The organism is Bradyrhizobium sp. UFLA05-109 (genome assembly GCF_054185165.1).
Genome location: NZ_JBBIAR010000018.1, coordinates 108479 through 128252, shown reverse-complemented (window position 1 = coordinate 128252; position 19774 = coordinate 108479). Strand labels below are relative to the sequence as shown.

Genomic DNA, 19774 nt, shown 5'->3' with positions numbered 1-19774 from the left:
TGCGGATCGCGAGGCTACGCTTGAGAGAGGGCAAAACCATTCCAGCGGTGGCAATCTAATCCAATAGGGCAAGCGATCCGTAGGTCACTATGGCGGGCGAGCGCGCTGGTCCCTCGGAAGGCACGTCCGCCTTCCTCGAAAAACGCGCGCCACAATTCCACCGGCGGTAAGCTCAGATCGGGAGAGCGTCTATATGACGGCCCAGACCAATCCAGCGTTTCCCAGCGCTCAGTTTCGGCTAACTGGTAATGACGGCTCGTGCGTCGCCTGCGCGCGCTGGGACAGTCGCGGAGAATCACGCGGCATCGTTCAGATCGCACATGGCATGGGCGAACACCTGAGGCGCTATGGCGAAACCATCGAGGTGCTGACCTCGATGGGGCTGACGGTTTACGGCAATGATCACCGCGGGCATGGCATCACGGCCCGCTCGCCGGCGCAATTCGGCGACTTTGGCGGCGGCGGCTTCGATCTCCTCGTCTCGGACATGGTGCGCCTCACCGAGATCGCCCGCGACGAATTCCCCGACAGGCCGCTTTTCCTGCTCGGTCACAGCATGGGCTCTTTCGCAGCCCAGCTCTATGTCATCGATCATAGCCAGCAGATCGACGGACTGATCCTGTCCGGCTCGGGAGCGCTCGACGGCCTGGCGCGCCTCGCCAACGCTGCTCCGCCAGGAACGAACTTGCTGAATGCCGCTTTCGAACCGGCGCGTACGCCGTTTGACTGGTTGAGCCGCGACCACCATGTGGTCGACGCGTTCATGAACGATCCGTTGTGCTTCGCAGCCCTTCAGCCGCAATCGCTTGCGTCGTTTCTCGGAAGCGGCCGCCGCCTGAAGGATCCTGGGGCACTCTCCAAGGTCCGCTGCGATCTGCCCGTGTACCTTTTTTCAGGCACTGACGATCCCGTCGGCCGACATCTTGCGGGCGTCAAGCTGCTGATCGAGCGCTATCGCGCTGCCGGCCTCCGCGACATTGCATCTGATTTCTACCCCGACGGTCGGCACGAGATGCTCAACGAGGTCAACCGCCGCGAAGTCCAGACGCGCCTGCTCGGATGGATCGCGAGCGTGCTGGAGCGCCTCGATGGCCGAGCGAGGAAGCCTTCCCTTGCTTTCGAATTGCAACGCTGAGGAGACAGCAAATGCCCAACGACAACATCTTTTCCGGACTGAAGGTCGTGGATCTCGCAAGCTTCATCGCGGAAACAAATCTTCCGTGGCTTAAGCGGCCGCCCACGATCGTCAAAGCGTTCGCGTCGGACGGCGCACCCGCCTTATGCGAAGGTCATCCATGATCTACGATGATTTCTTCAGCGCCTCGCTTAAACGCCTGCATGAAGTGCAGCGCTACCGCGTGTTCATCGAGATCGAGCGAATCGCCGGCGAATGCCCCTTTGCCGTCTGGAAGTCGCCGTCCGGACCACGCAAAGTCGTCATGTGGTGCTCGAACGACTATCTCGGAATGAGCCAACATCCCGAGGTGATCGAGGCGTTGACCGCGACGGCGAGACGAACCGGGATCGGCGCGGGTGGTACCCGCAACATCGCCGGCACCAATTCTCCATTGGTTGAACTCGAACATGAGCTGGCCGACCTCCATGGCAAGGCGACTGCCCTGTTGTTCACGTCCGGCTACGTTTCGAACCAGGCCGGTATTTCCACGATCGCAAAGCTCATTCCGGGCTGCCTGATCCTGTCGGACGAGCTCAACCACAACTCGATGATCGAAGGTGTCAGGCAGTCCGGCGTCGAACGGAAAGTCTGGCGCCACAACGACACGGCAGCGCTCGAGCGCCTCCTGGCGGCCGAGCCGAACCGTCCGAAGCTCATTCTGTTCGAAAGCCTCTACTCCATGGACGGCGACACCGCGCCGATCAATCGGATCTGTGATCTCGCCAAACGGTACGGCGCCATGACCTATTGCGACGAAGTCCATGCGGTCGGCATGTACGGCCCAAGGGGTGCCGGTATCGCCGCGCGGGACGGCGCGGTGGAACGCATCGACGTCATCGAGGGCACGCTCGCCAAGGCGTTCGGATGCCTTGGCGGGTACATCACCGGGAGCCGCAATCTGATCGATGCGGTCCGTTCGCACGCGCCCGGGTTCATCTTCACGACCGCCCTCGCCCCACCACTCTGCGCAGCCGCGACTGCTGCCATCCGCCATCTCAAGGCCTCCGACTCCGAGCGCCGTCGGCACCAGCGCAATGCCGCGCGGCTCAAACAGGCTCTCGTCTCTGCCGGACTGCCGATCATGCCGACCAGCACGCATATCGTTCCGTTGATGGTCAGCGACGCCCGCCTATGCAAGGAGACAAGCGATCTCCTGCTCAGCGAGCACGGGATCTACATTCAGCCCATCAACTACCCCACTGTCGCAAAGGGCACCGAGCGGCTTCGCATCACGCCCACGCCATACCACGATGATGTCCTGATTGATCAGCTCAGGGACGCACTGGTGGACGTCTGGGCACGCCTGGACCTGCCCTTTGTTCCCGCATCGGTTGCTGCCGAGTGAGCTGCATACGAGAACGGATCAGAAGCGACCGTGTTCGAGTTGTTCAAACTCGACCCGGCACGCCAGGCTAAACTCAGTTAGCAGATCGATCGCGCCGTTGTTCGCCATATCGCGAAGCTCGACAAACGACTTGTCGGGCTCGAGATAGATGTCGAGGATTCGCTTCGCAATGTGATCGGCGGCGCCGATGACCGTCTCGCTCGATAGCACGCGCATCCTTCCGATTTTGGCGTAAAGCCCGACGAGATTGGGGATATCGGCCTTGTTATGCTGGAGGGCATCGATATAGCTGGCCGAGGCCTGCTCGATGAATTCCCGGTACAGGTTCTGCCGGCGGTTCTTTTCGTGAGACAGCCATTGGGCGCGCGTCTGGAGACGATGATTCAGCCAGTTTGCAATCACGCTGGTCAGACCGCCTACCGCGGTGCCGGTCAGGGCTGCGAGGGCCGAGATGATCGACGCATCCATGACAGGGGTCCTCAGGTCCGCGCGATAGCCGGCGCGCTACACCCTTTGCCGAGCTCGATCATCACAGCGATCGCGGCATCGATGTAGCTTGTAGCTGGGCCGCCGAGACGTTCTTGGACGAGGTTGCCGAGCCTAGAACGCTCTTGCCGCGTTTCGCGTGCCGCCGGTCCACCGGTCGGACGACAGGCCGGCTTGCACCGCAGAACGCGGCAAGAACGTCCCGCGGCCGGCAAGCCGGGGCAAGCACTTGGCGTGCCTTTGCGGCAGAGGATGAGAATTGAGACTTGCGGGAGCTTGTGCCGTGCATCGCGTGACCTATTCTCATGAATTGGCGATCGAAGCGGTCGATGGCCAAACCTTGCTTGAAGCGTCCATCCAGAATCGGATTCAGCATCATCATCAGTGCGGCGGCCAGGCGCGCTGCACGACTTGCCGTGTCCGTATCCTCGACGGCCTGTCACACGTCTCGCCCCGCACCCCAATCGAACAGAGTGTCGCTTCGGAGCGAGGCTGGGACGACTTTACGCGTCTAGCCTGCCAGACGAGAGTCCATGGCGACGTCATCGCACGCCGGCTGCTGCAAAGCCCGCAGGACGTCGTGGTCCTCGATCTCGACGAGCTCAGCGCCGCCTCTGGCGTCGAAGAGCGGGAGTTGGAAGTCGCAGTCCTGTTTTGCGACATCCGCAACTTCACAAGCCAGACCGAGAAGAGCTTGCCGTACGACGTCGCTTATTTCCTTAACGGCCATTTTGCCGCCGCGGCCGAGGTCATCCTGAACAATAACGGCTTCATCGACAAATACATTGGAGATGGGCTTTTGGCGGTCTTTGGCATCCGCGGCGAACCGCCGGCGACCGCCTGCCGGAATGCGGTTCGTGCTGCCCTTGGCATGCAGGATGCCGCAAACCGGCTTTCACCGATCTTTGAGCGCGATCTCAACATCGCACTGCGTCTCGGCATCGGCGTCCATTTTGGGCCGGTCATCCTGGGTCGGATCGGTCATCCCGGTAAAAGGCAGGTGACGGTGATCGGCAACACCGTCAACCTCGCGAGCCGGATCGAGCGCATGACAAAGCAGGTCGATGCGCAGATCCTGTTGAGCGACAGCCTCGTTGCGCATCTGCCCGACGCGCTTCGGATTGGCCCGCCGATCAGGCCTTCGCTCAAGGGCGTGTCGGAAACGACGAGCCTGTACCCTTGTCAGGGCTTCAGTTGTCCCGATCGGGTTCTCCTCGTCCAGTCATCCTTTCATCAGATCGCGCCGCGCCTGCACACGTTTGGCGAACGCTTCTACGCCATCCTATTCGAGGTTGATCCGAAGCTTCGCGCGCTGTTCAAGAACGATCTTGCTGTCCAGCAGAGAATGCTGGTGTCTATGCTGAATTCGCTCGTCAGAGGCTTGAACCGGTTGACCGAGATCGAGGGCGGTGTACGTGCGCTGGGACAGCGACATTGTCGTTATGGAGCCAGACCGGATCACTACAACAAGGTCGCAAATGCCCTGCTCCTGACGCTTGCGGAGTTCTTGGGCGACGACTTCACGCCAGAGATCCGACGCGCGTGGATCGCAGTTTCTGGCACGATCTCTGAGCTGATGATCGAGGGTACCGCAAACAGCGACGTCCTATCCGCCGTCCAATGAACCTTGTTCGCGGGTGGTCCAACTTCGCGAACCGCGTCCCCCGGCAAAACGCGGCAAGGACGTCCTCGAATAGGCAAGCGCCTTCGCGAAATGCCAGCGACCCAGGGCCAGACTGCCCCTGTCAAATGTCGAACTGCGCAGGGGCAGCCGCCAATGATCGCCCAACTCACGCTTATCGAACGGCAACGCGCGATCCTGATCAGCCTGGCCGTCGCCATATTGGGCGGGCTCATCATCATCGCTGGACGTGACGACGTCATGGGCGTCCATGGTGCCCTCATCTTCCTCGCCGGCTTCCTCATGATCTTCCGCATCGGCGGAAGCTATTATGCACCGGAGCCGTCCAATGATCGTCTTGCCCACTATTACGACGATCCCAGCAAGGTCGGCATCATCCTGGCCATGGCGTGGGCCGTAATCGGCCTTGCGTTCGGCGACTGGGTCGCCTGGCAGCTTGTCGATCCAGATCTGACCTTTGGAATGGGCTGGTCGAGTTTTGGCCGGCTGCGGCCAGTTCATACCACGTCCGTGATCTTTGGCTTTGGCGGCAACGCACTGATCGCCACCTCGTTTTACGTCATGCAACGGACGTCCCGTGCCCGCCTCCCCGATCAGGTCACCCCCTGGTTCGTTGTGTTCGGCTACAACCTGTTCTGCCTGCTCGCCGTCACCGGCTACCTGATGGGCATCACCCAGTCCAAGGAGTATGCCGAGCCCGAATGGTACACCGACCTGTGGCTCGTCGTGGTGTGGGTGACCTATTTCGTGCTCTACCTGCGCACGCTGGCGCGGCGCAAGGAACCGCACATCTACGTTTCGAACTGGTACTACATGGCGTTCATCCTGGTCGTTGCGATCCTTCATATCGTCAACAACCTCGCCGTTCCGGTTTCGCTCGGCCACGCCAAGAGCTACTCGGCCTTCTCGGGCGTACAGGACGCCATGACCCAGTGGTGGTACGGCCACAACGCCGTCGCCTTCTTCCTCACGGCCGGCTTCCTCGGCATGATGTACTACTTCCTGCCGATGCGCGCGGGCCGGCCGATCTTCTCCTACAGGATGTCCATCATCAGCTTCTGGGGCATCACCTTCTTCTACATGTGGGCGGGCTCGCATCACTTGCACTACACGGCCCTACCGCAGTGGGTGCAGACGCTCGGAATGACCTTCTCGTTGATGCTGCTGATCCCGTCCTGGGCGTCCGCAGGCAACGTGTTGCTGACGCTGAACGGCGCCTGGGACAAGGTGCGCGATGATGCCACGCTACGATTCATGATGGTGGCGGGCGTATTCTATGGTCTCACCACTTTTGAAGGATCGTTCATGGCGATCCGTTCGGTGAATTCGCTCTCGCACTACACCGACTGGACGATCGGCCATGTCCATGCCGGCGCGCTCGGCTGGGTCGCGATGATCACCTTCGGATCGATCTATGCCTGCGTGCCCTGGCTGTGGAAGCGCGAGCGCATGTATTCGCCGAAGCTTGTCGAAGCGCATTTCTGGCTCGCTTTGTTCGGTACCATCATCTACGTCTTCGCAATGTGGAATTCCGGCGTCGTGCAGGGATTGATGTGGCGGACCTATAATGAAAGCGGAACGCTCGCCTACTCCTTCATCGATACGCTGATCGCAATGCATCCCTATTATGCCGCGCGCGCCGTCGGTGGATTGATGTTCCTGATCGGCGGCTGCCTTGGCGCCTACAACGTCTGGATGACGATCACGGTCCCCGGCGTATCGGCAAGCCAGGCGAGCGACATTCCGCAGCCGGTTGTGGTCGGCGACGGCGTGCTTCAGGCCGCGGAGTAATGCACCATGTCTCTGTTCGGATTTCATTATCGGCTGGAACGCAAGGCGATCGGCCTGACGCTCGCAATCATCGGCGTCGCAAGCATTGGCGGCCTGGTCGAGATCGCGCCGCTCTTCACCATCCATCAGACGGTAGAAGACGCTCCCGACATGCGGGTGTACACGCCGCTCGAGCTCGCCGGGCGCAACATCTACATCCGTGAGGGCTGCTACGCCTGTCATTCGCAGATGATCCGTACGCTTCGCGACGAGGTCGACCGCTACGGCCCCTACTCGCTGGCGGTCGAATCCAAATACGACCATCCGATGCTCTGGGGCTCGAAGCGCACCGGCCCGGACCTCGCCCGTATCGGCGAAAAATACTCCGATCAGTGGCACGTCGCGCATTTGAACAACCCACGCGATGTTGTGCCGGTCTCGGTGATGCCCGCCTATAATTGGCTCCTCACGACCGAACTGCGCACCGACGATTTGGGCCTGCATCTGAAGGCCCAGCGCGCCGTCGGCGTCCCCTACACCGACGACATGATCGCCAACGCCGCGGTGGATGCCTATGCCCAGGCAAACCCGGATTCGCCTCAAGCCGACGGTGTGATCAAGCGATATGGCAAGGCGACCACCATACGTGCATTTGACGGAAATCCCAGTCACCTGACCGAAATGGATGCGCTGGTCGCCTATCTCCAGATCCTCGGCCGCCTCACGAATGCGGCGCATAAGACAATCGCACAAGTGGAATAGAGCAATGATCGAACACGCATTCCTCGTCGGCGTCTCGAAATCGTTCGGACTATTCTATCTGATTGCGATGTCGGTTGCTGTCGTGGTCCACGCGATGAAGCCATCGAACAAGAAGCGCTTCGATGACGCCTCCCGATCCATCCTTCGCGATGAGGCAGGACCATGGCAGTAGAGCAACCGGACCGCGATGGCTACACCGGCTATCTCACCACAGGCCATGAATGGAGTGGCCTGAAGGAATTGAACACGCCTGTTCCACGCGTGCTCTATTTCTTTCTGACCTTGGCGTTCCTGTTCTCCGTAGGCTACTGGGTGCTGATGCCGGCCTGGCCGCTCGGCATCACCTATTCAAAGGGCCTGCTCGGCATCGACCAGCGGGCAGTCGTTGCCGCTTCGCTTCAGGAGGCTGCGCTGGAGCGCAGCGTGTGGTCCGAGCGGATCGAGGCGGAAGATTTTGCGGCAATCCAATCCGATCCAAAGCTGATGGATGTCGTACGAAATACCGGTCGCACGCTGTTCGGCAACAATTGCGCCGCGTGTCATGGCGTCAATGCGCAGGGCGGCCCCGGCTTCCCGAACCTGACGACGACGTCCTGGCTGTGGGGCGGCAAGCCGGACGATATCTTCAACACCATCCGCGTCGGCGTGAACTCCGCCCACCCTGATACGCATGTCTCGCAGATGCCGGCATTCGGACGCGATCAGATGATTACGCGGCAGGACGTCCTTAAGGTCGCAAGCTTTATCTATTCCCTGTCGCATCCGGAGGCAAAGGACATCGATCCTGCGAGAATAGAAGCGGGCAAAGCAATCTTTGCTGCCAATTGCGTGGCCTGCCATGGTCCTGATGCCAAGGGCAATCCGGACGTCGGCGCGCCCAACCTCACCGATCGGTTCTGGATCTACGGCGGTGACTTCGAGACCATCGACACCACCATCTGGGGCGGTCGTCAGGGTCACATGCCGACCTGGGAAGATCGACTGTCAAAGCTCGATCGCAAGATCCTGACGCTCTATCTGGTCGACAAGAGGATGGCCGGCCCATGAGCACCTTCGCCGTCGATCGACATCGAACCGGCAGAGTAACAATCCGGCTCTGGCTCCTGATCGTTTTCGGGCTGGTCGTCGTCATCGCCGCCAACGCGCATCTTGTTTACGTCGCGGCGACAACACAGCCCGCCTGCGTCAACCACCTCCGACGCGATGACGCGGGTCCCAACGTGGGGCCCTACAGGGCAGCTCAATCGGCCTGTTCGCCGTCCGCCATCCGTACACCGACAGAAGGAAACGGGCGATGACGATGCTCCCTTCCGTGGCGCCGCCGCTCCCGACGGTCAACAAATGGGCCCGCCCACTCAACGCGCAAGACCCAATCAAATGGCTGGCGCAAGGCTGGCGGGATTTTGCGATCCAGATGCCGATGAGCCTCGCCTATGGCGTGATCATCTTCGGTATTTCGACGGCGCTGGTCGCAGGCCTGATCGCTTTGAAGCGCGACTACATCCTGTTTCCGGTCTTTGCAGGTTTCATGGTGATCGGGCCGATCCTGGCGGTCGGGCTCTATGAGAAAAGCCGGCGGATCGAGGAAGGCCTGCCTGTGCGCTGGGAGAACCTTTTCCTCGTGAAGCCGCGTTCGGGCGGACAGATCCTGTTTACCGGCGTGCTGCTCTCCCTGCTGATGATCGTCTGGATCAGGGCGGCAGTGCTGATTTACGCCCTGTTCTTCGGCATGGTCACTTTTCCCGGGCTCGATCGCATCGCGCCAATGCTGTTCAGCACGAAGGTCGGCTGGGCTATGCTGGTCGTTGGCACGGCCGTGGGCGGCCTGTTCGCAGCGTTCTCCTTTGCGATCAGCGTTTTCTCCGTTCCGATGCTGCTTGATCGTCGCACCGATGCACTGACGGCGATGGGATCCAGCATGGCCCTCGTCTGGAACAATCTGCGTGTACTCCTGATCTGGGCGGCGATCGTGCTCGCGCTCTTCCTCGTCAGCCTGGCAACCGGCATGCTGGGACTGATCGTAATCTATCCCTGGCTGGGTCACGCAACCTGGCACGCCTATCGCACTGTCGAGCCCGAAAGGGACTGATGGATCGAAGGACGGAGCCTGTCCATGAGTTGCTGCGCACCCGGCGCTGAGCTTTGTTTGCATCAGGTCAGTAGCCTGAACGACGAGATTCTGCTGGCGAGCCGGGCGGTCGAGGATGGGCTGCGCCAGACGGACCTCTCGGTGCCAGACATCCATTGCGGCGGATGCTTGCAACGCATTGAAACGGCGCTGACCAAACTCGATGGCGTCGCGCGGGCGCGAGCCAATCTTTCGACCCGCCGGGTGACCGTCGTCTGGCGCGGCGAGGTGCCTCCGCCCTTCATGTCGGCTCTGGAGGCCCTCGGCTATCGGGCTCACCTGCATGATGTCGATGCAAACGGCAAGGACGCGGTACTCTCCGAATTGTTGCGGGCGCTCGCGGTTGCAGGTTTTGCGACCACCAACATCATGCTGTTGTCGGCTTCGGTATGGGCAGGAGCCGAACCGCCAACCCGTGATCTCTTTCATTGGATTTCCGCGTTAATCGCGCTGCCGACCCTCGCCTATTCCGGCCAGGTCTTCTTCCGCTCGGCCTGGCGCAGCCTGATGCATGGGCAGACCAACATGGACGTGCCGATCTCGATCGGTGTGCTGCTCACTTTTGCTATGAGCCTGTACGAGACCGTCCATCACGGTCCCTACGCCTATTTCGACGCCGCCGTCTCCCTGCTGTTCTTCCTCCTCGTTGGCCGGACGCTTGACCACGTAATGCGGGAGCGGGCGCGGCAGGCTGTCGGCGGACTGGCGCGGCTGGCCGCGCGCGGTGCGCTCGTCCTCCAGCCGGACGGCACGCAGACCTATGTTCCGATCGACGAGATCGAGCCAGGAATGACGATCCTTCTGTCGGCCGGTGAACGCGTCCCGGTCAACGCGCGGGTGATCACGGGAGCCTCCGAACTCGACTATTCTCTGGTGTCGGGCGAAAGCGCCCCGCTCCAGGCCAAGGCGGGAACCGAACTCGAAGCCGGCATCCTCAATCTGACCGGTCCCTTGACGATCGTCGCAACCAGGACTGCGGCCAACTCGTTTCTCGCCGACATCACGCGCATGACGGAGGCGGCCGAAGCAGGTCGCTCAACCTATCGCCAGATTTCAGACCGGGCTGCACGGTTCTACGCACCTGCCGTTCACGCGGCGGCTTTTGCGGCGTTCCTCGGTTGGATGATCATCTCCGGCGATCCCCATCGCGCCATCACCATTGCGATTTCCGTCCTGATCATCACCTGCCCCTGCGCGCTTGGACTTGCCGTTCCCATGGTTCATGTCGTCGCCGCCCGCCGGCTGTTCGACCTGGGCGTCATGCTGAGAGACGGCAGCGCCTTGGAGCGGCTCGCCGAGGTCGATACGGCGATCTTCGACAAGACAGGGACGCTGACGGTGGGCCGCTCGAGGCCGACAATGACGGGCGACACTGGCGCCGACATGCTGGCTCTGACAGCCACGATCGCCATGCATTCGCTACATCCCTACTCACAAGCGCTGGCCAGTCTTGGCGACCATTTCCGGCGCGTCGATCTCGACGCCTTGACGGAGCATCCGGGCAAGGGCCTCGAGGCGCGCAGCAGCACTGACGTCTTTCGATTGGGGCGTCCCGACTGGGCGGTCGCCGACGGGCAAAGTCTCCCAGGGGATCGTGATACGACCGTCGCGCTCGCAATCAATGGCAAAGGCATCACTTACTTCAGCTTCAATGATGGCTTGCGCAGCGGTGCGCAGGTAGCCGTCTCGGAGCTGGCGAAGTCGGGCATCTCGGCCGAAATTCTGTCCGGCGACGGGGACCGTCGCGTGCAGGACATTGCCAAGCAACTCGGCCTGCCCTGGACTTCCCAAGCTGGCCCAGCCGAAAAGATCGCCTATGTTTGCGCCTTGAGGCGGGCTGGCCACAAGGTGCTGATGGTGGGCGATGGCTTGAACGATGCGCCGGCGCTGACGGCGGCCGACGTCTCGATGGCACCGGCGTCGGCCTCTGATATCGGCCGCAATGCGTCGGATTTCGTGTTCCTCCGTGACAGCCTCGATGCCGTACCGCGGACGGTCGAGATATCGCGCGCAGCGCGCATCCTGGTTCGGCAGAATTTCGCATTGGCTGTGATCTACAACGTTGTGGCAGTGCCATTCGCTCTGCTCGGCCTTGTGACGCCTCTTTTTGCCGCCATCGCGATGTCCCTCTCTTCCATAACGGTCGTCGCTAACGCCCTACGTCTCAATGGACAGGCGACGAGGCAAGATGCTGGGCATACTCCGGTGTCCAAAGCCCGGATCATTCTTGGGGCGAGCCGATGATCGATTTCTTCTTTCTCGTACCAATCGCGATTGGCCTGGGTCTGGCAGGCCTGGCCTCGTTCATGTGGACGCTAAAGAACGGTCAATATGACGACCTCGAAGGCGCCGCGCAGCGCATTCTGTTCGAGGGTAACGAAGGTCCGGACCACTAGCTGTCTGCGGTTGGCGCCGCTTTCTGGAAATGCGGCAGCCAGGCAAAGCAAATGCTGCTGAGCGCCAGGAATCCGGACGTCCAGACGAAGCCCGGCGAGTAATTTCCGATCGCCTCGCGAAACCCCGCGTAGACCAGGGGTGAAAGTGATACCGACAGCAGGAAGGCCGAATAGAGGCACCCATAGGCGCGACCGAAATAGCGCTCCGGAAAGTACCGCGAGGCCAGGTAAGCGATAAAATCGACTTCAGCCCCCAGTGAAGTGCCGACGAAAATTGCTGCATAGGGCGTCGCGCCTTGACCGCCGAATGCCAGGGCAAGAAAACCAAGCGCGCTTGTCGCCATCATTACTGTTGCGACCAAAGGCGCAAAGACGAAGTCGATCAGCACGCCCACTAGCAGCCGGGCAGAAACCAGGGACACGCCGAGCAAACCGGCCATTTGCCCGGCTCTCGCCGGGCTGAACCCCGCATCGATCAACATCGGCACGAAGTGCACGACAACCCCGCCAGTGCCGATCGCCACCAGCACGAAAGGAACCAGAAGGCGAACGAACATGGGATGCCTGAGCACTTCGGCAACGGTTACCGCATCTTCCGAGCCCGGCGCATTCGATGCAGCTCTTCGCGGTCCACCTACTTCATTGAACGCCAGCAGGCCCACGACAATCGGAAGTGCGACGAGCATGACCAATGCCAGCGTCTGGTAGCCCGAGCGCCACCCTGATGCGACGATGATCGGCGACAGAAGGATCGGCGCGACCGCGCTCGCAAGGCCTGTGCCGATCAGCACCACACCGATAGCAGCGCCGCGATTTCGGTCAAACAAGCCAACAATGATGCGGGACAGCGTCACCGACGAGCAACCTGCTCCGAGCAGAGCCATCAGGGCCATTATCGTCCAGAATTGGACGACCGAACCACCCATCAGGCTCAGGGCAAAATAACCACCAGCCAGCATCAACATTCCGGTTCCGATCAGGAGGCGTTCACCGATCCAGTCGACGAACACGCCAACCAATGGCGCGGTGATTGCTGTCCCGATCGTGATGATAGTGATGCCGAGCGAAATCGAGGTTCTGGTCCACCCCAGGTCCTGCTGAAGCGGTACAATGAACAGCCCGATAGTGAACGGCGGGAGCGTATGAAGTCCGATTGCATGTCCGATCAGGCAGGCGATCATGGCCGGCCAACCGCGCCGGAATTCGGCAGCTCTCGCGCGTAGATCAGAAATGGATCTTACCCCTGTCTAGATCCGCCTTTCGGAGCACTTCCGACCTGCCGGGATCAAGTACAGTCTACTGGGAGCGAGATCAAAGGCGCCATCCGGATCGACGTTGGCGGCTTTTTCTGATCGGTTTTGCAAAACAATGAGTGATTCAGACAATCGCGTCTTGTTTCCCCGCTCTATCGTTGCTGCACTGGGTCGAACGACACCGCAATTGGCGCCCAAGGATGGAAAAATTCGCGTACGGTCAACACCTTGCGAAGGCGCTGCATGTCGGCGAGGCCCCGACGCTCGTCACCCGCCCGACCCTGCAAAAATCCGAAATCGCGGTGACTGACGTCCGCCGCGACATACCCGAGAACGACTACACGTCGGCCGTCCCCCAGGAGAGCGCTTTCCTGATCACCCTTAACATGCGCGACTGGCCCAAGCGCGTCCTCTGGATCGATGACAAACCTGTCCTGGCACTTCCCCTCGAGGCCGGTTCGTCGAACATCTTTGACCTGCGGCGGAAGTACATTGGTTACGGCGTCTCCTCCTTCCATATGTTGTCGTTTTACGTGCCCCGTCGCGTTCTCACCCACATTGCCGAGCTCGACGAGGTCCGCGACATCGATGAATTCGCGCACGATCCATGCGGCGGCATCGACGACCCCGTGATCAGGGAGCTGGGCTACGCACTTTATCCGGCCTTCCAGCGCCCCGACGAGGCCAACATGCTTTTCGTCGATCACGTCACCACCGCGATCGCCGCGCATGTTCTGCACGCCTACAGTCCGAAGACAAGCAAGCCTCGCGCCAGCGCCGTCGCCCTGACGAAGCGGCAACAGGCGCAGGTCAAGGAAGTCATTCTCGCGCATCTCGACGGCAACGTGACGGTTGCTCAGCTGGCACAGGCGTGCGGCATGCCGGTTCGTGCCTTCGCTGATGCCTTCACGTACTCACTCGGAATGCCGCCTCACAAGTGGCTGCTTGAACGTCGGCTGGAAAAGGCAATGACGATGTTGAAGCAGACGAAGATGTCGATCAGTCAGATCGCCAAGCATAGTGGGTTCACCGGCGAACGTCACTTGTGCCGCGTATTCAGCCAGGTGATCGGAGACAGTCCGCAAGAATGGCGGCGCACCCAGATCTCCTAGACCGCTCGACGAGAGGACGAACCGGCAAGCGCCAAAGCGAGAATCAGACCGATGTCGAGCCCCAAGGGATACGGTCAAACCGTTGCACAGCTCCTTCGAATCGAGGAAGCGCCCTCTGTCGTCCGGCAAAAAGGTCGTCAGAAGGAGTATGCGGCGACCTTGGTTAGATCTGATCGGGCGTCTCACGAGAAATCCGAGTCGTTGCCGACCGAAGAAGCAATCGTCGCTTCAGTCTCGCTATCGGACGGAGTTGACCGCGAAATCTGGCTGAATGAGCGTCCGTTGCCACCACAAGGGCCGCAGACCGCAGGCGGAGCAACATTGCTCGATCTGAGGCATGATAACCGCGTCCGGTTCAAGGGCGGCTTTCAGCTCGTGCATTTCTACTTCACGCGCAGCGCCCTTGACGGAATGCTCGAACAGCAGGGCGCCAGGCGGATTGACGAGATACGTGCGCCAACTGGCGTATCGTCCCCCGATCGAACACTGGCACAATTGGCCAGCGCGCTGTTGCCGTCCCTGATGCAGCCGCAGGAAGTGAGCCGTATTTTTGTCGACCACGTCCTCCACGCTGCGGCGGCACATCTCCTGAAGGAATACGCCGGCATCGACCAGCCAGCAGCCAAGCTTCGTGGCGGGCTTGCGCCTTGGCAGCAAAAACGGGCAACCGAATTGTTGAGCGAAAATCTCGACGGCGACCTTTCGCTGGCCGACGTCGCGGCCGAGTGCGGGTTGTCACCCGGTCATTTCTCGCGCGCCTTCGCGCAGTCTATGGGCATGCGCCCGCATAGCTGGCTTCGCGAACAACGGGTCGCGAGAGCCAAGTCGTTGCTGTCGAGCTCGCGACTCTCGCTCATCGAGATCGCCAAAGCCGCGGGTTTTGGCGATCAAAGCCACTTCACAAGGGTATTCTCGGAGTCGACGGGTAGCAGCCCCGGTGCATGGCGACGATTTCAGTGTCATTGAGGTGTGGCCGCTACTAAAGAGCCCTTTGATCCATTTCTGTCCAGTAGCAGGGAGATCTCAGACGAACGAGATCCGTCAGTGTGTGATCGGAACTTCGCGTGGCTTGCTGTCGCTGGGTGATGACGCGCCGCCAGTCATCAAAGGGAGGCTGAACGAAAACGTTGCGCCCGGCCGGGAGTTGTTTGACGCCCATATCCGGCCGCCATGGGCGGTGATAATCGTATGGCAAATCGATAATCCCAGGCCCATGCCGTTGGGTTTCGTTGTGTAGAGAGCGTCGAATAGCCGACTTGCGGCCTCCGGGTTGATGCCGACGCCGGAATCTTGAACCGAGACGAGTACCTGGCCACCATTCTCCGGTTTTGACTGAATGCAGAGCATGCGCGGTCGATCACGGATGTCGGCCATAGCCTGTACAGCGTTGCCTATTAGATTGATGACAACTTGCTGGAGCTGCACGCAGTCTCCGAGAACGGCGGGCAACCCAGGCGCCAAGTCGAGATCAAGCGTTATTCGTCGATGAACGATCAAAGGGCGCATGAGAGACACAGCGTCATTGACCGCGACGTTTATCTCGAGCGGCACCAAATTCACATGCGATTTCCGGACGAGCGCTCGGATGCGCCCAACGATCTCAATGGCGCGCGCGGCATCGTCCTTTATTCTGCGAAGCGCAGTTCGCGCTTCGTCCAAATTAGTGGGGTCACGCGCTAACCAGGTCATGGCGGCATCGCTGTTACCGCCAATCGCCGCGAGCGGCTGGGTCACCTCGTGGCTGATCGAGGCTGTGAGCTCGCCGACGACCGACAAGCGCATGGCACGGCCGAGCTGGGTCTGTGCCGCGTTGAGCCGTTCTTGAGCATTCTTTGCGGCCGTGACCTCCTTTACCGCACCAACGAATTGCATTTCTCCCGAATCGCCTGGAAAATCTCGGGCTACGACATGAAGGTGCTTGACCGAGCCATCGGGCATCTCCAGACGATGCTCAAGTTCAAAACCCTGTCTATCTGTTCTCGCCCGCTCGATCACCTGCTCAACGAGCGCAACGTCCTCCGGGTGCACACGTTTCATGATCATTTCGATCGAGGGTTTCGATCTCGGCTCGTATTCGAAGATCCGGTAGGTCTCATCAGACCAAAAGATTTCACCGCTTTTGGGATTCCAGCCAAAACTGCCGGTGGCACTCAACCTTTGCGCCTCGGCAAGGTACGCAGCTTGGCTCCGCTGTAGTGCCTCCTCGGCGCGTCGGAGCTCCGTAATATCGCGAATGATTCCTACGACGCAGCGCTGGCCAGCGTCATCGACGTACAGTGACTTCTTGGTGACCACCGTCCGGAGCACGCCATCGGCACCCGTAACGGCTTCTTCGTTGGTGTCCTCACGGCCAGTCTTCAGTACGATGTCATCTCTTTCGACAAAGACTTTGACCTCCCCTTTGTCTGGGCGAGAGAGGTCGTAATCGGTCTTGCCGATGATGTCCTCTCGCTTGCAGCCCGCAAGACGACACTTCGCTTCATTCACGTAAAGGTAGCGATGATCGCGATCCTTTACGAAAATCGGGTCGCCGATCGAATCAAGAACCGCCTCCAGGAACCGCTGTCTGGATTCCAGTTCCGCGGCTGCCAGCGCGGCGCCCGAGTGTGCATCTTTCGCCGGTTCGATCGCCAGCAACGCGATTGCATCGAGCAGTCTGCGGCGGTCGCCCACCGACACCACGCCGAGATCCTTCAAGTCCTCCACCGTCAGAGCGGACAGGATCGTTCGGTCTATCCGATTCTCGCGGAAAGCTGCCGCGTATTGCTCAAGGCCTAGTCCAAGCAGCCAACGGCCGATATCCATGGGATACCCCCGTACTCGCTTTCGCTATTATTCGCGCGGTTGTCGAAATTTGTCCAGATGAGCGGCCACGCGGATGGGCCCACTCAGGCACGCCTGCCTGTGATTTTTTTCCAACCATGGCGGCGACCTCCCCCCGGCCTCGCCAGCCTCTCAGAAGACGCCTGACGCCAGAGGGCGCCATCCATGAGCCTTCCAAATTTCAAATTGAATTTCATGACGGCCTAATGTTCAGACGAGGGTGCTCCCATGCTGCGAGGGACGGTTGTAAGGCCGCCTGCCGAGGCTATCCAAACTCTGACGCCATGAGTTTGAGCTAGTTCCAGCCAAGCAGCGACAAACTCAACCCCATTAGCGTCAGGCAGCTGAAAATTACCGCCTTAAAAAAGAGAGCTACCATCCACCCTATGTGCCTGCACTGCCTCGCCTTGAACGATGCCGCCCGCGGAGCGCTGATCGCGCCATCGCCGCCAATAACGGAAGAGGCCACCTCAGCGGGCGGCCTCATCGCGCTCATGGGCCTTGGTACTCTCGGTCATCATGGCTCGCGTTAAATGCAACGCCCTCACACGGCTGTATTTGGTCCGCTTCGGCATCAGGCCGAAGCGGAGGCTTGACCGACCGACCTTCGCCAAGGGCAGCGTCGGCGATGGCTACTTGCGCGCGAAGGCGAGCGCATCAAGGCCGGCATCATCTGGACCAAGGAGCAGCTGGTTCGAGGTCGACCGCGCCAAGACAGACAGGCAAGGCGGCTGCGGCAGCGCTCACGCCCTGGTCGCTGGCGATCCTGACAGCCTGCGTGCGCAAGCTTGGCGTCGACATCGCCCCGAACGCGCCGATCTTCCGGAACCGGTCCGGTGCCCCCTACTCCAAGGATACACCTGGCGATGACTTTCGGGACGTGCGGGAGGCGATCGACAAGACCGACAAGCGCCAGCTCGCGGACGTGCGCCATAGCGGCGCCATCGAGGGGCGGACCAGACCAACAAGATGGCGAACAGCATCGCCACCAACAAGCGGCTCCGGAAGACCTCAACCCAGTGAACATCGCCAGCGTACGCCGCTTCGATCAGGCGCGGGTTGTCGGAGCGAAGCAATTAGAACAAAGACCGAACAAAAGCCACACTTTTCCGCGGCGCAGCGAAAAATGGCAAGACAGCAAATGATTGAATTCGTTGCCAAAAATGGCGCGAGAGACGGGGCTCGAACCCGCGACCTCCGGCGTGACAGGCCGGCGCTCTAACCAACTGAGCTACTCCCGCGTGCTGGGCAAAGCCATGCGGAACGAGGGGGGACTTAAAGGCGCGATCTGGTGAAGTCAAGGACGTTGAGCTTGGCCCGTAAACATCGGGTGTTTCTGCGGGACTTCGCAGAAATGCGGCCCTGGATGGCTGGCCCGTCAGGCCCGAATCGTCCGGTGTCCGAAGGCGGCAAAAGCCGCCGTCCGCTCCGTTCAGGGAACTCGCCGAAGCCCGCCGAGGCTTATACTTCGTTAAGCCTGATCACGCCTCCTTGCGCGGCGACACGGCGCCCCCGGAACGACGCTTTTTCTGGTATACCGCCCCTCATCTGACCCGGCGGCTACGAGAAGAAATGTCCCTCACCTTTACCCACACCGTGACCGAGCGCTTCCTGCGCTACGTCACTATCGACACCCAGTCCGATCCCGAATCCCCGACCTCGCCCTCGACCGAGAAGCAGAAGGATCTCGGCCGCGTGCTCGTCACCGAGCTCAAGGCCATGGGCGTCGAAGATGCCCATCTCGACGACTACGGCTATGTCTACGCGACGATCCCGGCCAACACGACCAAGAAGGTGCCGGTGATCTGCTTCTGCTCGCACATGGACACCTCGCCCGACTGCTCGGGCAAGGACGTCAAGCCACAGGTCGTGAAGAATTATCGCGGCGGCGACATCACGCTGTCAGCCGATCCCACCCAGGTGATCCGCTTCGCCGAGCATCCCGCGCTCAAGAACCAGATCGGCAACGACATCGTCACCACCGATGGCACGACGCTGCTGGGCGCCGACAACAAGGCCGGCGTCGCCGAGATCATGGATGCCGCGCATTTCTTCATCAACAATCCCGATGTGAAGCACGGCACCATCAAGATCCTGTTCACACCCGATGAAGAGATCGGCCGCGGCGTCGACAATGTCGATCTGAAGAAGCTCGGCGCCGATTTCGGCTACACCATGGACGGCGAGAGCGCCGGCAGCGTCGAGGACGAGACGTTCTCGGCTGATGGCGCCACCATCACCATCCAGGGCGTCTCCGCCCATCCCGGCTATGCCAAGGGCAAGATGGAGCACGCGATCAAGATCGCAGCCGCCATCGTCGAGCGCCTGCCCAAGGAAGGCTGCTCGCCCGAGACCACCTCGGGCAAGCAGGGCTTTCTGCATCCGATCGGCATGTCCGGCGCGCTGGAGCAGGCGACACTGTCCTTCATCGTGCGCGACTTCACCGAGGAAGGCCTGAAGGAGAAAGAGGCCCTGCTCGAGGCCATCGTCAAGGACGTGATGAAGGACTATCCGCGCTCGACCTACCGTTTCGAGGTCAGAGAGCAGTATCGCAACATGAAGCAGGTGATCGACCGTCACCCGCACATCCTGGAATACGCGATCGAAGCGATCCGCCGCGCCGGTCTCCGCCCGATGCGCACCGCGATCCGCGGCGGCACCGACGGCTCGCGCCTCTCCTTCATGGGCCTGCCGTGCCCCAACATCTTTGCCGGCGAGCACGCGTTTCACTCGCGGCTGGAATGGGTCAGCCGGCAGGACATGGAAAAGGCCGTCCAGACCATCGTGCATCTTGCGATGATCTGGGAAGAGCGGGCCTAGGCCGGGCTGCCTTAGATGCGGCAACGACGATTGCGGCGGGTGCTAGGACGTTCGGCCTTA

Annotated in this window: 17 protein-coding genes and 1 tRNA gene; 14 read left to right on the top strand and 4 right to left on the bottom strand. The window is 60.8% G+C overall.

The window, feature by feature from the left end; all coding sequences use genetic code 11:
• The first annotated feature begins 193 nt into the window (after positions 1–193).
• The 3 genes from Q3C01_RS15685 to hemA are packed head-to-tail and all read left to right on the top strand — an operon-like array spanning position 194 to position 2522.
• Entirely contained in the window at positions 194–1135 is a 942-nt protein-coding gene (locus Q3C01_RS15685; protein WP_458146214.1) for an alpha/beta fold hydrolase, read from the top strand.
• Positions 1136–1146: 11 nt separating this feature from the next.
• Positions 1147–1299 carry a hypothetical protein gene (locus Q3C01_RS15680; RefSeq protein ID WP_458146213.1) on the top strand — a complete coding sequence of 51 codons (153 nt, stop codon included), beginning with the start codon at positions 1147–1149 and terminating at the stop codon, positions 1297–1299.
• Positions 1296–2522, top strand: a complete 1227-nt coding sequence (gene hemA / locus Q3C01_RS15675) for a 5-aminolevulinate synthase (RefSeq protein WP_458146212.1) — start codon at positions 1296–1298, stop codon at positions 2520–2522. The genes Q3C01_RS15680 and hemA overlap by 4 nt, the downstream gene beginning before the upstream one ends.
• An 18-nt stretch (positions 2523–2540) precedes the next feature.
• On the opposite strand, the gene Q3C01_RS15670 is transcribed toward hemA, so the two are convergent.
• A complete protein-coding gene (locus Q3C01_RS15670; protein ID WP_458146211.1) occupies positions 2541–2990 on the bottom strand; it encodes a hypothetical protein in 450 nt (149 codons plus the stop codon).
• A gap of 301 nt (positions 2991–3291) precedes the next feature.
• Between Q3C01_RS15670 and Q3C01_RS15665 the strand changes: the two genes are divergently transcribed.
• The 8 genes from Q3C01_RS15665 (at position 3292) to ccoS (ending at position 11706) form a co-directional block, all read left to right on the top strand.
• Entirely contained in the window at positions 3292–4632 is a 1341-nt protein-coding gene (locus Q3C01_RS15665) for an adenylate/guanylate cyclase domain-containing protein (RefSeq protein ID WP_458146210.1), read from the top strand.
• Positions 4633–4785: 153 nt separating this feature from the next.
• The gene (ccoN, locus tag Q3C01_RS15660; RefSeq protein WP_458146209.1) at positions 4786–6441 is read left to right on the top strand and encodes a cytochrome-c oxidase, cbb3-type subunit I; all 1656 of its coding nucleotides are present in this window, start codon (positions 4786–4788) and stop codon (positions 6439–6441) included.
• A 6-nt stretch (positions 6442–6447) separates the two neighbouring features.
• Positions 6448–7182, top strand: coding sequence for a cytochrome-c oxidase, cbb3-type subunit II (gene ccoO / locus Q3C01_RS15655; RefSeq protein WP_458146208.1), 735 nt, complete (start codon positions 6448–6450; stop codon positions 7180–7182).
• A 4-nt stretch (positions 7183–7186) separates the two neighbouring features.
• Positions 7187–7354 carry a cbb3-type cytochrome c oxidase subunit 3 gene (locus Q3C01_RS15650; RefSeq protein WP_458146207.1) on the top strand — a complete coding sequence of 56 codons (168 nt, stop codon included), beginning with the start codon at positions 7187–7189 and terminating at the stop codon, positions 7352–7354.
• Positions 7345–8229 (top strand): cytochrome-c oxidase, cbb3-type subunit III, encoded by an 885-nt coding sequence (gene ccoP / locus Q3C01_RS15645; protein ID WP_458146206.1) that lies wholly within the window; start codon positions 7345–7347, stop codon positions 8227–8229. The genes Q3C01_RS15650 and ccoP overlap by 10 nt, the downstream gene beginning before the upstream one ends.
• Positions 8230–8476: 247 nt before the next feature.
• Positions 8477–9271 (top strand): DUF2189 domain-containing protein, encoded by a 795-nt coding sequence (locus Q3C01_RS15640; protein ID WP_458146205.1) that lies wholly within the window; start codon positions 8477–8479, stop codon positions 9269–9271.
• Positions 9272–9295: 24 nt separating this feature from the next.
• Positions 9296–11554, top strand: coding sequence for a heavy metal translocating P-type ATPase (locus Q3C01_RS15635; protein WP_458146204.1), 2259 nt, complete (start codon positions 9296–9298; stop codon positions 11552–11554).
• Positions 11551–11706, top strand: coding sequence for a cbb3-type cytochrome oxidase assembly protein CcoS (gene ccoS / locus Q3C01_RS15630; RefSeq protein WP_458146203.1), 156 nt, complete (start codon positions 11551–11553; stop codon positions 11704–11706). Before Q3C01_RS15635 ends, ccoS begins: the two co-directional genes overlap by 4 nt.
• On the opposite strand, the gene Q3C01_RS15625 is transcribed toward ccoS, so the two are convergent.
• Complete coding sequence (locus tag Q3C01_RS15625; protein ID WP_458146202.1) at positions 11703–12887, bottom strand: MFS transporter; 1185 nt, start codon at positions 12885–12887, stop codon at positions 11703–11705. The genes ccoS and Q3C01_RS15625 overlap by 4 nt on opposite strands.
• A gap of 191 nt (positions 12888–13078) precedes the next feature.
• Here Q3C01_RS15625 and Q3C01_RS15620 point away from each other — a divergent pair, with 191 nt between their 5' ends.
• Positions 13079–14071: a helix-turn-helix domain-containing protein gene (locus Q3C01_RS15620; RefSeq protein ID WP_458146201.1), complete on the top strand. Its 993-nt coding sequence runs from the start codon at positions 13079–13081 to the stop codon at positions 14069–14071.
• A 51-nt stretch (positions 14072–14122) separates the two neighbouring features.
• Positions 14123–15037 (top strand): helix-turn-helix domain-containing protein, encoded by a 915-nt coding sequence (locus Q3C01_RS15615; protein ID WP_458146200.1) that lies wholly within the window; start codon positions 14123–14125, stop codon positions 15035–15037.
• 75 nt (positions 15038–15112) lie between these two features.
• On the opposite strand, the gene Q3C01_RS15610 is transcribed toward Q3C01_RS15615, so the two are convergent.
• Both Q3C01_RS15610 and Q3C01_RS15605 read right to left on the bottom strand, forming a co-directional pair.
• Positions 15113–16876, bottom strand: a complete 1764-nt coding sequence (locus Q3C01_RS15610) for a PAS domain S-box protein (RefSeq protein ID WP_458146199.1) — start codon at positions 16874–16876, stop codon at positions 15113–15115.
• 1182 nt (positions 16877–18058) lie between these two features.
• A tRNA-Asp gene (locus Q3C01_RS15605) sits at positions 18059–18135 on the bottom strand.
• 331 nt (positions 18136–18466) lie between these two features.
• Here Q3C01_RS15605 and pepT point away from each other — a divergent pair.
• On the top strand, positions 18467–19714 hold the full coding sequence (pepT, locus tag Q3C01_RS15600; RefSeq protein WP_458146198.1) for a peptidase T: 1248 nt from the start codon (positions 18467–18469) through the stop codon (positions 19712–19714).
• The last annotated feature ends 60 nt before the right edge of the window (positions 19715–19774 follow it).

Excerpts from the sequence above, each read along its gene's own strand:
- ccoP (WP_458146206.1), top strand. The coding sequence starts at position 7,345 with ATGGCAGTAGAGCAACCGGACCGCGATGGCTACACCGGCTATCTCACC.
- Q3C01_RS15640 (WP_458146205.1), top strand. The coding sequence starts at position 8,477 with ATGACGATGCTCCCTTCCGTGGCGCCGCCGCTCCCGACGGTCAACAAA.
- Q3C01_RS15685 (WP_458146214.1), top strand. The coding sequence starts at position 194 with ATGACGGCCCAGACCAATCCAGCGTTTCCCAGCGCTCAGTTTCGGCTA.
- Q3C01_RS15680 (WP_458146213.1), top strand. The coding sequence starts at position 1,147 with ATGCCCAACGACAACATCTTTTCCGGACTGAAGGTCGTGGATCTCGCA.
- Q3C01_RS15635 (WP_458146204.1), top strand. The coding sequence starts at position 9,296 with ATGAGTTGCTGCGCACCCGGCGCTGAGCTTTGTTTGCATCAGGTCAGT.
- Q3C01_RS15650 (WP_458146207.1), top strand. The coding sequence starts at position 7,187 with ATGATCGAACACGCATTCCTCGTCGGCGTCTCGAAATCGTTCGGACTA.
- Q3C01_RS15670 (WP_458146211.1), bottom strand. The coding sequence starts at position 2,990 with ATGGATGCGTCGATCATCTCGGCCCTCGCAGCCCTGACCGGCACCGCG.
- ccoN (WP_458146209.1), top strand. The coding sequence starts at position 4,786 with ATGATCGCCCAACTCACGCTTATCGAACGGCAACGCGCGATCCTGATC.
- pepT (WP_458146198.1), top strand. The coding sequence starts at position 18,467 with ATGTCCCTCACCTTTACCCACACCGTGACCGAGCGCTTCCTGCGCTAC.
- ccoS (WP_458146203.1), top strand. The coding sequence starts at position 11,551 with ATGATCGATTTCTTCTTTCTCGTACCAATCGCGATTGGCCTGGGTCTG.
- ccoO (WP_458146208.1), top strand. The coding sequence starts at position 6,448 with ATGTCTCTGTTCGGATTTCATTATCGGCTGGAACGCAAGGCGATCGGC.
- Q3C01_RS15610 (WP_458146199.1), bottom strand. The coding sequence starts at position 16,876 with ATGGATATCGGCCGTTGGCTGCTTGGACTAGGCCTTGAGCAATACGCG.
- Q3C01_RS15615 (WP_458146200.1), top strand. The coding sequence starts at position 14,123 with ATGTCGAGCCCCAAGGGATACGGTCAAACCGTTGCACAGCTCCTTCGA.
- Q3C01_RS15625 (WP_458146202.1), bottom strand. The coding sequence starts at position 12,887 with ATGATCGCCTGCCTGATCGGACATGCAATCGGACTTCATACGCTCCCG.
- hemA (WP_458146212.1), top strand. The coding sequence starts at position 1,296 with ATGATCTACGATGATTTCTTCAGCGCCTCGCTTAAACGCCTGCATGAA.